Genomic DNA, 13,456 nt, shown 5'->3' on the forward strand with positions numbered 1-13,456 from the left:
AAAGTTTTACGTACTTTAACTGAATCAACCTATGAAATTCAGCCTCAGCAAAGTCATTATGAATCTCTCGAAGTAGATGAGTTCTGGAATTTTGTTGGAAATAAAAAGAATAAACAATGGCTTATTTACGCCTATCATCGAGAAACAGGTGAAATTGTTGCTTATGTTTGGGGTAAACGAGATTTAGCTACAGTCTAACAATTGAAGACAAAGCTTAAACAATTAGATATTCACTACACCCGAATTGCAAGTGATCATTGGGACAGTTTCATCACTGCTTTTAAAAATGGTAAGCAAAGTATTGGTAAATTTTTTACTGTAGGTATTGAAGGCAATAATTGCAAAATAAGGCATAGAATTAGGCGTAGCTTCAGAAGAAGCTGTAATTTTTCAAAAAAGCTTGAAAACCATTTTAAAGCTTTTGATTTAGCCTTCTTTTCTTTTACATCAATAATGGCTTCATTTAAAGGCAGCATACTTTTTGAAGCACCACCAAAATTTTATGTTAAGTAGAGACTAAAAATGCCCTTGATTAAGGGCTTACAAGGGCATTTTGTATAAGGTGTATTATGTTAATTTTAGAATTTCTTCATTAGATAATTTTTGATAAGCTAAATCCATTAGGACTAATTAAGTAAATATGAGCAATTGGGTCAATGTCACACAGGATAAGTCTACAGGTATAGAACTAATTCATGCCCACTTCAAAGGCTTTGCATACGATCCTCATCTACACTCAAGTTATCTTATAGGGGTAACAGAGTTAGGACATCAACAATTCAATTGTAGAAAAAAAATTATTGATAGCTATCAAGGTCAAACTTTCATGCTTGAACCTGAAGAAGTTCATGATGGTAATGCACCAGATCCTCTCGGCTTCACTTATAAAATGATGCATTTAGATCCAGCATGGTTAAAAAAAAGCTATGAAGGAATATTTAATGAGCCTATCGAACTTGCTATCGAATCAACCCTACGTTCTGATCCTCAACTTTCACATTTGATACTTTCAACCTACAATATATTGAATAACAATGAATCTCAATTGATGAAAGATACGTATTTAGATCTTTTATTAGAAAACTTAGGTGGCTCACACCATTTTTGATGAAGATGACTGTGAAATCATACGAATCATTAGTGCAAGGCAAGTGACTAAAGCGGAGCGAAACAAATATGAGCATGGTTAGATACTCACGCAAAGAGCTGAATGAGAAATTTGGTGAGAAGCAAGATGCTGAAATTCAACGCTTGCTTGCTAAAGGCACGGTTCCTGATGATCAGCTAGATCTATCAGATATTCCTGAAATTACCGATTGGAGCAGTGCTGTACGCCAAAATCAATTTTACCGCCCAGTGAAGCAACAAACTTCAATTCGGTTAGATGCTGATGTACTTGCTTGGTTCAAAGCACAAGGCAAAGGTTATCAAACACGAATGAATGAAATTTTACGGGATGCTATGCTGAAAGAATTAAAAAATCATCAATAAAAATGGGAGCTTAAGCTCCCATTTTTGACTTCGCATAACGCCCATTATGTTAATTTTAGTTTTCCTTAATACGACAAAAATATCTACTTCATTTCACGAGAATTTCTTTTGCTAAAAGTTCTTCTTTCGTTACACCGAAATATCTTATTTCTAATTTAGGCCTGCCTAACATCTTTAAAAGATTGTTTTCATCATTTATATTTTTTATAGCTTTGCTTACACAATCAATTACGTCATTAGTTTTAGAAATAGCTTCTTTTTCAGATACTTGATCGCTTACTTTTCGAGATATTAAGTCATCAAAATATATCCTATATTCTTCACAAACTAGATAAAAATAAGGGTCTAATCTATCTAAATCATATTCAGATTCAAAGGGTTTACGATCTAATAAATCTTTTTCAGGATAAATAATCAATTGTCCTGCATCGAACCAAAACTCCACAGAAAAATTATCAAACTCAATTCCATTTAAATCATTACTAAAATTTTGAAAATACTGTAATAAAAGATTTTCTATATCCTCTAAAAACTCTTTATTCTTAATATCAAATATTAAAGATTCATTAGAAATAGCTTTGATACAATCTTCTTGAATATCTAACCCCTTTAAAGTCATTTTTACTCCATTTAAATTTTTAGGTTTTGGTGCATTAAGAATTTTGATTAACTTAACATAATGGCGGTTATACGAAATTCACCGTTTCGAGCCCCAAATATCAAGTTTATTTCTTGCATAAATGTATCCTATAGGATACATTCTACTTATGTACTCAATATATACCACTGAAGTCTTTGATGACTGGTTCACCAAGTTAAAAGACCAGCAGGCAAAAAGACGCATACAAGTCCGAATTGATCGGGTTGAAGATGGAAACTTTGGAGATACTGAGCCGGTCGGTGAAGGTGTTTCTGAATTACGTTTCTTCTTTGGGCCAGGCTATAGGATTTATTACTGCAAGCAAGGGCAAAGGGTTGTTATTCTTTTAGCAGGCGGAGATAAGTCTACGCAAAGTAAAGATATAAAACTTGCCCTGCAATTGGCACAAGATTTAGAGGAGGAGCTATAAATGGCTATTAAACTTCGCAAATGGGACAGTGCTGAGCATCTTAAAACAGAGGATGATATGCAGGCTTACTTACAAGCATGTATTGAAGAATCTAATGGCGATGCCGCATTCATTGCAAAGGCTTTAGGTAACATTGCAAAAGCTAAAGGAATGGCTCAATTATCACGAGATACAGGCTTAGGCCGAGAAAGTCTTTATAAAGCACTTTCTGGTGATGTTAACCCTAGTTTTGATACTGTGATTAAAGTTGTAAAAGCACTGAATTTACGCTTAGCAATTTAAAAAAAGTTATTAAAAAATGGAGCTTTAGGCTCCATTTTTTAATTTAATTTCGTATAAGGTGTATTATGTTAATTTTAGAAATTCTTAATTTCCATCTATCCAAACTTGCTTGATCCAATCTGCTAAATCTTCCCACTGCTCATCGCTATATCCATCTGCTGTCCAATATCTAATTTTATGATTAGGAGATAGGCAATAATAACTACCATTATCTTCACAAATAGGTAGCCAATCTTCTGGCAGACCTTGCTCCCTAGCATCATTTAATATCTGAGATAGCCCTCGATAGCATTCTTTCTCATCTGTAAGAGACGCTAATTCAATTGTTCCATAAAAGATATTGCTAATCTCTTTCAAAACTTTTTTATAATCTTTTGGAAAAATAAAACCTATTTTTCGTTCATAAGCAGATATGAAAATATCATCAGGTAGTTCTATGTTTAGACGACTATTCCCAGATAGTTCTTTTAATTCTTGAATAATGTTATCAAGCTTATTTTGCATATACATTCTGCTCTATCGCATTAAAGTTCTTACTACAATTTAACATAATGGCTGTTATGCGAAACGAGATCTACCAGCTCTCGTTTTTTGTTATGGAAACTGCTAAAATTCAAATACGCCATTGACGTATAAAGAGTCCATGTTATTTATTGAAACCAGCATCTTTACCAAGCAAATTAAAGACCTTGTATCTGATGAGGAATATCGTCAACTTCAGCAAGATCTTTTGGTACAGCCTGATAGAGGTGACCTAATCAAGAATGGCGGTGGTATTCGCAAAGTACGTTGTGCTCAAGGTAACAAAGGGAAAAGTGGTGGGATACGGGTGATTTATTATTGGGTCACCGAGGATGATCAGATCTTTTTCTTAGTGGCTTATCCAAAATCAGTAAAAGATAATTTAACAGATAAGGAAACCGCCATTCTGCACCAACTCGTGAAGGAGCAATTTCATGGATAACAACTTATTTGATGACTTGGTTGCTTCAATCAAAGAAGCTGGAGCTATCAAACGTAAAGAAGTTAAAGCAAGCCGAGTTACAGAACTCGAATTGCCTGATATTAAAGAAGTACGTGAAAAAACTGGCTTGAGCCAAAATGAATTTGCTGCACGTCTACATATTAGCCCCCGTACCCTGCAAAATTGGGAACAGGGACGACGCTATCCAACTGGACCAGCAGCTACATTGATTCGAATTTTAGATGCTCACCCAAGCCTTATTTGAAAAAATTACTTAAAAAATGGGAGCTTAAGGCTCCCATTTTTATTTCGTATAAGGTGTATTATGTTAATTTTAGAAAATCTTCACTACTATTATTTAAAATAAGCCTTATATCCAAGCATAAAACAAGGTTGTCTAGACTTCTTTTAACAGTAAAGTTATCATAAAACTGAATTTTATTTTTTAGGTAAGTTTATGCATTCTATCCGCATTCGTTAAGACACAACTATTTGCATAGTGACACTATTTTATAATGGTGGGCTTTTGTTGTGTCTTTAAGAATATATGCGGATATATAAAGTAAAAGTATGCTTAATTTATAAGTATGCTTTTAGTGCATAGTTTCCAGTTATAACTTAATTGACTAGCTATTTGTCCACCCTGTGGATGAATAGCTTTTTTTTTGGGAGGACACTGTGATGCTAGCTTTTGTTTTCACCTAAATCCTGTTTGCTGCATAAAAAATTTCAAGAGCTAAACAGGAGTAAATAAAAATGAGTTTAATTATTAAAGCGAGAAACATACGCTTGGATTATGCTGGGCGTGATGTTTTGGATATTGATGAATTGGAAATTCACTCTTATGACCGTATTGGTCTTGTGGGTGATAACGGAGCAGGAAAGAGTAGTTTACTCAAAGTACTTAATGGCGAAATTGTTTTAGCCGAAGCGACATTACAGCGTTTTGGTGATTTTGCACATATCAGCCAACTGGGCGGAATCGAAATAGAAACGGTCGAAGACCGGGCAATGTTATCTCGCCTTGGTGTTTCCAATGTACAAAACGACACAATGAGTGGCGGAGAGGAAACTCGTGCAAAAATTGCTGCCGCATTTTCCCAACAAGTACATGGCATTCTAGCGGATGAACCAACCAGCCACCTTGATCTCAATGGAATAGATCTACTTATTGGTCAACTTAAAGCATTTGATGGAGCATTACTTGTTATCAGTCATGACCGATATTTTCTTGATATGGTTGTAGACAAGATATGGGAGTTAAAAGACGGTAAAATTACGGAATATTGGGGTGGTTACTCGGATTACTTGCGTCAAAAAGAAGAAGAGCGACAACACCAAGCCGTAGAATATGAGCTGATGATGAAGGAACGGGAGCGATTAGAATCTGCTGTGCAAGAAAAACGCCAGCAAGCTAATCGATTAGACAATAAGAAAAAAGGAGAAAAATCCAAAAACTCTACCGAAAGTGCTGGACGACTTGGGCATGCAAAAATGACTGGCACCAAGCAAAGAAAACTGTATCAGGCAGCTAAGAGTATGGAAAAGCGTTTGGCTGCATTAGAAGATATTCAAGCACCAGAGCATTTGCGTTCTATTCGTTTTCGTCAAAGTTCAGCCCTAGAACTGCACAATAAGTTCCCGATTACGGCAGATGGTCTGAGCTTAAAATTTGGTAGCCGTACTATCTTTGATGACGCTAACTTTATAATACCGCTTGGCGCTAAAGTCGCTATAACTGGATCGAATGGAACAGGGAAAACGTCCTTGTTAAAAATGATATCAGAACGTGCTGATGGATTAACCATATCTCCAAAAGCTGAAATTGGCTACTTTACACAAACAGGATATAAATTTAACACGCATAAATCTGTGCTCTCCTTTATGCAGGAAGAGTGCGAGTACACAGTTGCGGAAATTCGTGCAGTATTGGCTTCAATGGGGATCGGAGCGAATGATATTCAAAAAAACTTATCCGACTTATCGGGAGGTGAAATCATCAAACTGCTTTTATCCAAAATGCTTTTAGGAAAATATAATATTTTGCTTATGGATGAACCAGGAAACTATCTTGACCTAAAAAGTATTGCCGCATTAGAAACAATGATGAAGTCCTATGCAGGAACTATTATCTTCGTATCTCATGACAAGCAATTGGTCGATAATATTGCTGACATTATCTACGAGATCAAAGACCACAAAATCATCAAGACTTTTGAGAGAGATTGTTAATGATAGCCAATCTAATCCGAACATTAATTATTGAACTCTTTAAAGGAAATTAAAAATGACAATTCAAGATATTCAATCACTTGCTGAAGCACACGGCTTGTTGCTTACGGACAAAATGAATTTCAATGAAATGGGCATTGATTTTAAGGTCGTTTTTGCTCTTGATACAAAGGGGCAACAATGGTTGCTGCGTATTCCTCGTCGTGATGGCATGAGGGAACAAATCAAGAAAGAAAAACGCATTTTAGAATTGGTAAAAAAACATCTTTCTGTAGAGGTTCCTGATTGGAGAATTTCATCTACAGAATTAGTGGCTTATCCCATACTTAAAGATAATCCTGTTTTAAATTTGGATGCTGAAACCTATGAAATAATTTGGAATATGGACAAAGATAGCCCGAAATACATAACATCTTTGGCAAAAACCTTATTTGAAATCCATAGTATTCCTGAAAAAGAAGTTCGGGAAAATGATTTGAAAATTATGAAACCTTCAGATTTAAGACCTGAAATAGCAAACAATTTGCAGTTAGTAAAATCTGAAATTGGTATAAGTGAGCAATTGGAAACCCGCTACAGAAAATGGTTGGATAATGATGTTCTATGGGCAGATTTCACCCAATTTATACATGGCGATTTATATGCTGGGCATGTACTAGCTTCAAAGGATGGAGCTGTTTCAGGCGTTATTGATTGGTCAACAGCCCATATAGATGACCCAGCGATTGATTTTGCTGGGCATGTAACTTTGTTTGGAGAAGAAAGCCTCAAAACTCTAATCATCGAGTATGAAAAACTAGGGGGTAAAGTTTGGAATAAACTATATGAACAGACTTTAGAAAGAGCAGCGGCCTCTCCTTTGATGTATGGTTTATTTGCCTTAGAAACTCAAAATGAAAGCCTTATCGTTGGAGCAAAAGCTCAGTTGGGAGTTATATAATTTAAAAATATGATTGCTGAGAACTGCCTTGTTTTGAAACTTGGTTGGCTTTAATTAGTTTTTAGTATTCTTTATAGAAAATGCCTCGATCAAGGGGCATTTCTAACAATCATTTAACATAAAATTTCTTATGTGAAGTAACCTGAATGCAGCGGTGCCCCATTGGGGGCGCGTTGAGATAAGCCTCTTTTAGATAACTTTAGCAACTCGATAGACAGTTGCAACTCCACAATTCACTGCTTTGGCAATTTCTTCCTTAGTCATATTGCCAACTACTAGCAATTCTTTTATTCGTTTATGTTTAGCCTCATTTGCCTTCTTGCCTGTTGGTTTGTAACCCGAACGTGCCAGGCCCTGCTTAATACGTTCTATACGTTTCTCATTGTCTAGGCGGGCCATTGTTGCCAGAAGATCAATCAACATATTGTTGATGAGTTCCAAGATTGAATGAGTAATGCTGTCACTGGTTTGAATCATTTGGTAGGTAGTAGGAAGATCTGCTACGACTAAACGAAGTCCCTTCTCCTGGATCCTGCGCTTCAGCTCTTGAAAATCTCGTTGGGTTAGGCGTGATAAGCGGTCAATACTTTCAACTAACAATGTGTCACCTTGATTTGCTTCTGACAGTAGCTTATTCAATTCAGGTCGGTCTAACTTCGTACCACTATAGTTTTCCACGTACACAATGGTTTCACCCAAATTCAAGTTTTGGTTTAGATCCTGAAGAATCTGCAAAGCCCTTTCTGCATCTTGATCTTTAGTTGAAGCTCGTAGATAAATACGTGTATTCATTTCTATCATTTAATCTTAATTCTATTAGATTAATGATAATACTATCATTTAATTATTGCATTAAGTCTAATGATAGATATTGTATGCGATTTGGCTCGCTATCATTCAGGTATACTCTTTTGATAAAAAAAGCATAACTAAAAGCCATGCCTTGGGAATTCGTATAACGTGTATTATGTTAATTTTAGAAAATCTGTTTTAGTTTGTACCTTTTCAAAATTATGTAAAAAGCAAATAAAACACTTATCCAGAACAAATAATCAAAAATAAAATATAAGAAGATAAATTGATCTATTCCTATAATAATATTTAAAGGATCTAGCGCTATACTCCCACCTGGAGATACTTCACCATCTACTAAAAACTGTAAGGGAAATCCTCCTCCAATGACTTTAACTTTTCCAAGCTTGTCTACAACTATACGATCCACTAATGTATATTTCTGATAAAACAAAGATAAATAAGTAAAAATAAAAGATAAGCAATTGAAGTATAAAAATTTTTTCATAATTTCCTCTCATATATCTACTAATTTTAACAATTTTTAATCAGAGCCTTTTGGAATAATTTGCGTAAGCGTCCGCTGAACCCCATGCCTATTTTTTAATTCGGTTCAGGTTTCCAGCGGTGTGGCAGTAACTCTTCAATCTGGGTCACTTTATGTGTCGGCAGCCTTTTCAGCACATCACTTAAATAGGCATACGGATCCAAGCCATTCAGCTTTGCTGACTGGATTAAAGTCATGATGTTTGCCGCTCGCTGACCACTGCGCAGCGAACCTGCAAACAGCCAGTTCTTACGTCCCAACGCCCAGGGACGCATCTGATTCTCGACCCAATTATTGCAAATCGGTAGATTGCCATCATCCAGATAGCGGCTTAAAGCTGGCCAACGCTTCAGAGTGTAATTGATGGCCTTGGCGGTGGGAGAACTCGATGGCACTGTCAGATGATGTTGGTTGAGCCATTCATATAGTTGTTGCATCACTGGTTGACTATGCTGTTGTCGGTATTCGCGGCGGTCTTCCGCTGTACCATCGGTCTTTTTCCTGAGCTCTGCTTCTATCGCATACAGTTTCTGAATCAGCACTAATGCCTGTTCAGCAACCTGACTTTTCCCAGTTACATGCAGTTCATGGAATTTACGACGTGCATGGGCCATGCACCCCACCTCAATCACCTGGCCTGATTTAAAACGTGCTTTATAACCACTGTAATCATCACAGACTAGATAGCCCTGCCAGCCTTTCAAGAACTCTGCAGCATGCTGGCCTGAACGACTATCCTGAAAGTCATAGATCACCGCCTGAACTGGATTGTACTGTGTAGTGGCATAGGCCCAGACATAACCTTTCTTCGGTTTTTTATTATTCTCACCCATCCGCATGATGGTGACCGGTGTTTCATCTGCATGCAGCACCCGCTGTTGCAGCACCACCTCTTTTAAGGCATTGGCCAGAGGTTCCAGTTCTACACCGCAGCGACCTATCCAGTCAGATAAAGTTGATCTAGAAAGTTCGATTCCCGCCCGCTGATAGATCAGGCGCTGACGGTACAGCGGCAAATGATCGGCATATTTCGATACCAAAACATGGCTGAGCAATTCAGGTGAAGCAATGCCTTTATCAATCACATAGGCGGGCATCGCTTGCTGAGTCAGAGTGTCACACTGATCACAGACCCATTTACCACGCACATGCTGTTCCTTATAGAACTGTGCCGGTCTGAAATGCAGTTTTTCACTGATATCTTCGCCGATACGACGTAACTGGCAGCCACAACTGCATTGGGTTGATGCAGGTTCATGCTCAATACGGATGGTGTGTAGATGATCGGGCAGCAGTCGACGTTTAGGTTTATTTGCTTTGGCTTTGTGTGTCACTGCATCGGTTTTATCTGCATTTAGCCGTTCCAGTTCTAGATCAACTGCGGCAATATCTTCTTCAACCGCTTCATCCCACAGGTGGATTTGTTTTGCAGTGAGATGTTCGTTTTTACTGCCGAATTTATGCTGTTTAAACAGCGCCAGTTCATGCTCGTATTTTTGATTGAGAATAGAAAGATGCTGAACTTTAGAATCTAATTGCTGATTGGTGACTTCAAGATGTTGAACTTTGGCATCTAATTGTTGATTTGATACTTCCAGATGTTGAACTTTAGAATCTAATTGCTGGTTTGATTTTTCTAATTCTTGATTTGATTCTGCCAGAGACTGATGCTGCATTGCCAACTGCCGGGTAAATTCCAGCAGTTGTTCATGGGTCAGTTGGTTTAAGTCAGGCAGTGTATTCATGACCGCAGTATGCCTGAGGTCATGAAGAGAATGAAATAGAACGTTTGGAGGATGGCAGAATAGCCGAGCTTGGTTTAGAGCATCGTGACCACCTGCTGTCGTCCAATGCGCTGCCAAGGCAAACCCTGGATTAATGCCTGTAACTGTTCCGGGTTGAGAGCTACGCTTTCACCCTGGTGAACTTTAGCCCAGTGGAATTTTCCCTGTTCCAAACGCCGGGCACACAGCCAGATGCCCAGTCCATCATGTACCAGCACTTTCATGCGATGGCCACGTTTATTACAGAACAGGTAAGCACAATGCGGTTTAATGTAGCCAAAGGCTCTCACCACCTGAGCCATGACCGTATCCATCCCTGCTCGCATATCCAGAGGTTGGGTAGAAAGCCAGATTTCATCGATACGGATCATGTTGCCAGCACCTTGAGTAATTCTGCCAAGGCAGGTATTTCTGATACTTGCCATTTCAAGCCAATTTCTGCTTTTGAGTGGGGTAAAGTAATTTGAACTTTTAACATGTCAGTAGGAGTAGGATCTAATGGTGCAGAGCAAGATAAGGCAATAAATGCAGGTTTATTCGGTAGTGGTGAGCGATCACTCCCTGGCTTAGCATCAATTAAGCGAATCCATTTGGATACAAGATTTGTATTCAATCCATGTTGCAAAGCGACTGAAGCAATTGAAACGTCCGGTGCTTTACAAGCCTGAACGATCTGCTGTTTAAATTCAGCACTGTATGTTCTTCGTTTTTTCGCAAGAGATGCGATGGATGTCTGATGATTTGTAGTCATAAATTTAAGTCCCCACTTGTTTCTAAGTGGGGACTAAATTAAGGCTTATAGGATGAATTCAGAAGGTGTGTTCAGCGGACGCTTACTAATTTGCTTTAATTTCTCTATTACTCTCTCAAAAAATTCCTTTAATATGAAAAGATTAGAATTTATTTTATTAAGTTTACTTGCAGCCTGCAGTCCAGTTACAGAAAAAATTGAATCAAATATAGTTGTTCCACGTATTCAATATACGGGGGGAGCAGATAATGCAAGTTATAGTGAGGCTAAGCTTATTAGGGAAGGTAAATGCCTATACCTAGAACATGCTGATGGCTCTAAAGTTCTGCCAATTTTTGCTACAAAAACTCTAGATTGGGATACGGAAACTAAGAGCCTAAAAGTAGATTCGGATACTTATTTTTTAGGTGATAAAGCAGCATATGGAGGCGGAGAATCCTATCCTCTAGAAAAAAATAATTATTCTTGGATAACTGAAGTAGATCATAGCTGTGATACCTCAAAAGTTATAGTTATTAATCGACTCATAAGACCAATTGAAGAACTACCAAAATGAAGAATAGCCTATTTTACTGTCTTACATTAGTTCTACTTATAGGATGCCAGCCATTTGAAAAGGATGGATATATTTTTATTAAAAATCAGACTGATTATCCAATTACAGACCTTAAAGTAACTTATATTAGTGCTCAAAAAACTTATAGCTTAGGTACTCTTTATCCTTATTCAGAATATAAATACGCCATCAATTACGAGCGGCACAATGAGGATTCAATAATCTTTTCATATTTAGATAAAAATCATAAAAAGATTAATCAAGAAGTAGCTACGTATGCAGCCAAATATGATAGGAAAAGTTATGAAATAGTTATTCAATAGAATATAAATTACAATTACTAATTGAACGAAAAAACTTCAATTTGAAATTTCAAAAACTTGATTTTCCCACTAAACAACTATCCATTTAACATAGTGGTTGTTATACGAACTATCTTTGTAATGCATATTGCATTACAATATTCTCATGCATTCAATAAATGGGAAAATGATGGCTACTGTTAATTTCAGGGTCGATGAAGCCCTTAAAGAAAAGTCTTATTCCATCCTAAAAGAACAAGGAATTGCACCTACTGAGTTCTTTACTAATATTCTTGAATATATTGCTACGACTGGAAAGCTTCCAGTACAAAAAGCTTTACTCTCAGAGGAAGATGCTGATTTATTAGCTCTTGTTCGCAAACGTGTTAATGATCCTAAAGAGATGTTCGAGGAAGTCACATTAGATGACTTATAAGCTTTTACGTCATAAGGACTTCACTGCAGAATGGGAAAAGCTTCCTAGTGCTATACGAGATCAATTCAAGAAAAAATTAGCTAAGGTAATAGAGCAACCACATATTCCAAAGAATATGCTTAAAGGTGATCTTGCAGGCTGCTATAAAATAAAATTATTAAAAGCTGGTGTCCGACTTGTTTACCAGGTCAAAGATGATCAGGTAGTTATTTTGCTAATTACCGTTGGAAAACGAGCTGATAGCATTGTTTATGATGAAGCAAAAAAGCGGATAAAAGACTAAAAATGGGAGCTGCATGCCCCCATTTTTGGCTTCGTATAACGTGTATTATGTTAATTTTAGAAGATCTATACAATTCTGTACTTTTTCACAATCATAGAAAAAGCAAATAAAATACTTATCCAAAATAAATAATCAATAAAAAAATTGAGAAAAACAAATTGATCCATGCCGATGAAAATAAATAAAGGATTGATACTTATACTTCCGACTGGAGAGGTTTCACCATCTATAAGGAACTGGAGAGGAAATCCCCCAGCTATGACTTTAACTTTTTCAAGCTTATCTACAACTATGCGAGCAACTAATATATTTTTTTGATAAAGCAAAGATACGTAAGTCAAAATAATCGCTAAAAAATTAAAATATAATATTTTTTTCATAACTATTCTTTATCTTTTAAGTTAATTAAAAACAGCCAATAACATAAGCCAGGAAATAGAGCCAGAAAGCTAGCCCATGTATTGGTATACATCTTCCACCAATCTTCAGCAATCTTTCCAGTATGCCCCCATCCTAAAAGAATAAAAAATGGAGTAGCAATAATTAGAGAGGTAATACAGATGGTTAATAAATTAAGACTGTTATAACGATTTAAAAGAATTGAGAATATGTAGCTAAAAGGCACAGTCAAAATACAATAAGCCAAGTAAATAAGACCGTGTCCTACAAGAACTACGAAAATCGAGTATAGGCTGTATTCGTGATTCACTGCGATAAACAGGACTGTTGTTAAAAAAAGTAAAGGTAAAGGAGCAAGTAAGAGTGCTTTTACTATTTGTTCATTTGAGTATTTCACTAATTTAATTCTCTTATCTACTCAATAAATAATAATACTATAACGATTTTATTGGAGGTTTTTTGATTCTATTTAACATAATGGTGGTTATACGAATTGAACGTGTAACTCCAAAATAGAAATGTCCGGTTTCTCCAAAGTAAAAATGTCCGCTTTTAGAATATGCGCTGTTGCAATTTTCTTAGCGGACGGTTTGATATGTTGGTGTCTATGTCGGATAAAGAACTTAA

The 13,456-nt window shown here is 36.7% G+C and carries 20 protein-coding genes and 2 pseudogenes; 13 read left to right on the top strand and 9 right to left on the bottom strand.

Annotation, left to right across the window (positions count from 1 at the left end; genetic code table 11):
- From FTU92_RS13710 to FTU92_RS13720, 4 genes and pseudogenes are all read left to right on the top strand, one after another.
- Window positions 1-467 (top strand): annotated as a pseudogene (locus tag FTU92_RS13710) (IS1 family transposase); the annotation flags it as partial.
- 173 nt (window positions 468-640) lie between these two features.
- On the top strand, window positions 641-1,108 hold the full coding sequence (locus FTU92_RS13715) for an AraC family ligand binding domain-containing protein (protein ID WP_373683202.1): 468 nt from the start codon (window positions 641-643) through the stop codon (window positions 1,106-1,108).
- Window positions 1,089-1,190, top strand: a pseudogene (locus FTU92_RS14275) (BrnT family toxin); the annotation flags it as partial. The gene FTU92_RS13715 and the pseudogene FTU92_RS14275, both read left to right, overlap by 20 nt.
- Window positions 1,177-1,491: a BrnA antitoxin family protein gene (locus FTU92_RS13720; protein ID WP_004728120.1), complete on the top strand. Its 315-nt coding sequence runs from the start codon at window positions 1,177-1,179 to the stop codon at window positions 1,489-1,491. The pseudogene FTU92_RS14275 and the gene FTU92_RS13720, both read left to right, overlap by 14 nt.
- Before the next feature lie 88 nt (window positions 1,492-1,579).
- Here the strand turns inward: FTU92_RS13720 and FTU92_RS13725 are convergent, their stop codons facing one another.
- The gene (locus FTU92_RS13725; RefSeq protein ID WP_000172759.1) at window positions 1,580-2,110 is read right to left on the bottom strand and encodes a hypothetical protein; all 531 of its coding nucleotides are present in this window, start codon (window positions 2,108-2,110) and stop codon (window positions 1,580-1,582) included.
- A gap of 148 nt (window positions 2,111-2,258) precedes the next feature.
- Here FTU92_RS13725 and FTU92_RS13730 point away from each other — a divergent pair, with 148 nt between their 5' ends.
- Both FTU92_RS13730 and FTU92_RS13735 read left to right on the top strand, forming a co-directional pair.
- On the top strand, window positions 2,259-2,561 hold the full coding sequence (locus tag FTU92_RS13730) for a type II toxin-antitoxin system RelE/ParE family toxin (RefSeq protein ID WP_000286964.1): 303 nt from the start codon (window positions 2,259-2,261) through the stop codon (window positions 2,559-2,561).
- Window positions 2,562-2,843, top strand: coding sequence for an addiction module antidote protein (locus FTU92_RS13735; RefSeq protein WP_000985609.1), 282 nt, complete (start codon window positions 2,562-2,564; stop codon window positions 2,841-2,843).
- Between the two features lie 84 nt (window positions 2,844-2,927).
- Here FTU92_RS13735 and FTU92_RS13740 read toward each other — a convergent pair whose 3' ends face one another.
- Window positions 2,928-3,347 carry an SMI1/KNR4 family protein gene (locus tag FTU92_RS13740; protein WP_001180106.1) on the bottom strand — a complete coding sequence of 140 codons (420 nt, stop codon included), beginning with the start codon at window positions 3,345-3,347 and terminating at the stop codon, window positions 2,928-2,930.
- A gap of 139 nt (window positions 3,348-3,486) precedes the next feature.
- Between FTU92_RS13740 and FTU92_RS13745 the strand changes: the two genes are divergently transcribed.
- From FTU92_RS13745 to FTU92_RS13760, 4 genes are all read left to right on the top strand, one after another.
- A complete protein-coding gene (locus tag FTU92_RS13745) occupies window positions 3,487-3,807 on the top strand; it encodes a type II toxin-antitoxin system RelE/ParE family toxin (protein WP_000897307.1) in 321 nt (106 codons plus the stop codon).
- The gene (gene nadS / locus FTU92_RS13750; protein WP_000369781.1) at window positions 3,800-4,072 is read left to right on the top strand and encodes a NadS family protein; all 273 of its coding nucleotides are present in this window, start codon (window positions 3,800-3,802) and stop codon (window positions 4,070-4,072) included. The genes FTU92_RS13745 and nadS overlap by 8 nt, the downstream gene beginning before the upstream one ends.
- 491 nt (window positions 4,073-4,563) lie before the next feature.
- The gene (msr(E), locus tag FTU92_RS13755) at window positions 4,564-6,039 is read left to right on the top strand and encodes an ABC-F type ribosomal protection protein Msr(E) (protein WP_000052512.1); all 1,476 of its coding nucleotides are present in this window, start codon (window positions 4,564-4,566) and stop codon (window positions 6,037-6,039) included.
- 55 nt (window positions 6,040-6,094) lie between these two features.
- A complete protein-coding gene (locus tag FTU92_RS13760; RefSeq protein WP_000155092.1) occupies window positions 6,095-6,979 on the top strand; it encodes an Mph(E) family macrolide 2'-phosphotransferase in 885 nt (294 codons plus the stop codon).
- Between the two features lie 189 nt (window positions 6,980-7,168).
- Here FTU92_RS13760 and FTU92_RS13765 read toward each other — a convergent pair whose 3' ends face one another.
- From FTU92_RS13765 to FTU92_RS13785, 5 genes are all read right to left on the bottom strand, one after another.
- Entirely contained in the window at window positions 7,169-7,780 is a 612-nt protein-coding gene (locus FTU92_RS13765) for a recombinase family protein (RefSeq protein ID WP_015060246.1), read from the bottom strand.
- A gap of 175 nt (window positions 7,781-7,955) precedes the next feature.
- Window positions 7,956-8,279, bottom strand: a complete 324-nt coding sequence (locus tag FTU92_RS13770) for a hypothetical protein (protein ID WP_004676058.1) — start codon at window positions 8,277-8,279, stop codon at window positions 7,956-7,958.
- A 95-nt stretch (window positions 8,280-8,374) separates the two neighbouring features.
- The gene (locus tag FTU92_RS13775; protein WP_180096437.1) at window positions 8,375-10,063 is read right to left on the bottom strand and encodes an IS66 family transposase; all 1,689 of its coding nucleotides are present in this window, start codon (window positions 10,061-10,063) and stop codon (window positions 8,375-8,377) included.
- Window positions 10,064-10,137: 74 nt separating this feature from the next.
- Window positions 10,138-10,473: an IS66 family insertion sequence element accessory protein TnpB gene (gene tnpB / locus FTU92_RS13780; protein ID WP_004828548.1), complete on the bottom strand. Its 336-nt coding sequence runs from the start codon at window positions 10,471-10,473 to the stop codon at window positions 10,138-10,140.
- Window positions 10,470-10,853 carry a transposase gene (locus FTU92_RS13785; RefSeq protein ID WP_004828545.1) on the bottom strand — a complete coding sequence of 128 codons (384 nt, stop codon included), beginning with the start codon at window positions 10,851-10,853 and terminating at the stop codon, window positions 10,470-10,472. The genes tnpB and FTU92_RS13785 overlap by 4 nt, the downstream gene beginning before the upstream one ends.
- A gap of 52 nt (window positions 10,854-10,905) precedes the next feature.
- Here FTU92_RS13785 and FTU92_RS13790 point away from each other — a divergent pair, with 52 nt between their 5' ends.
- The 3 genes from FTU92_RS13790 (at window position 10,906) to FTU92_RS13800 (ending at window position 12,430) form a co-directional block, all read left to right on the top strand.
- A complete protein-coding gene (locus FTU92_RS13790) occupies window positions 10,906-11,409 on the top strand; it encodes a hypothetical protein (RefSeq protein ID WP_257218841.1) in 504 nt (167 codons plus the stop codon).
- 492 nt (window positions 11,410-11,901) lie between these two features.
- Window positions 11,902-12,147 (top strand): type II toxin-antitoxin system RelB/DinJ family antitoxin, encoded by a 246-nt coding sequence (locus FTU92_RS13795; RefSeq protein WP_070154357.1) that lies wholly within the window; start codon window positions 11,902-11,904, stop codon window positions 12,145-12,147.
- Window positions 12,137-12,430: a type II toxin-antitoxin system RelE/ParE family toxin gene (locus tag FTU92_RS13800; protein ID WP_004733298.1), complete on the top strand. Its 294-nt coding sequence runs from the start codon at window positions 12,137-12,139 to the stop codon at window positions 12,428-12,430. The genes FTU92_RS13795 and FTU92_RS13800 overlap by 11 nt, the downstream gene beginning before the upstream one ends.
- Window positions 12,431-12,495: 65 nt before the next feature.
- Here FTU92_RS13800 and FTU92_RS13805 read toward each other — a convergent pair whose 3' ends face one another.
- Together FTU92_RS13805 and FTU92_RS13810 are read right to left on the bottom strand one after the other, a co-directional pair.
- Complete coding sequence (locus FTU92_RS13805; RefSeq protein ID WP_070155405.1) at window positions 12,496-12,810, bottom strand: hypothetical protein; 315 nt, start codon at window positions 12,808-12,810, stop codon at window positions 12,496-12,498.
- 2 nt (window positions 12,811-12,812) lie between these two features.
- Complete coding sequence (locus FTU92_RS13810; protein ID WP_070155403.1) at window positions 12,813-13,226, bottom strand: hypothetical protein; 414 nt, start codon at window positions 13,224-13,226, stop codon at window positions 12,813-12,815.
- Between the last annotated feature and the right edge of the window lie 230 nt (window positions 13,227-13,456).

This window comes from Acinetobacter sp. YH12205, assembly GCF_013418125.1.
GTDB lineage: Bacteria > Pseudomonadota > Gammaproteobacteria > Pseudomonadales > Moraxellaceae > Acinetobacter > Acinetobacter towneri.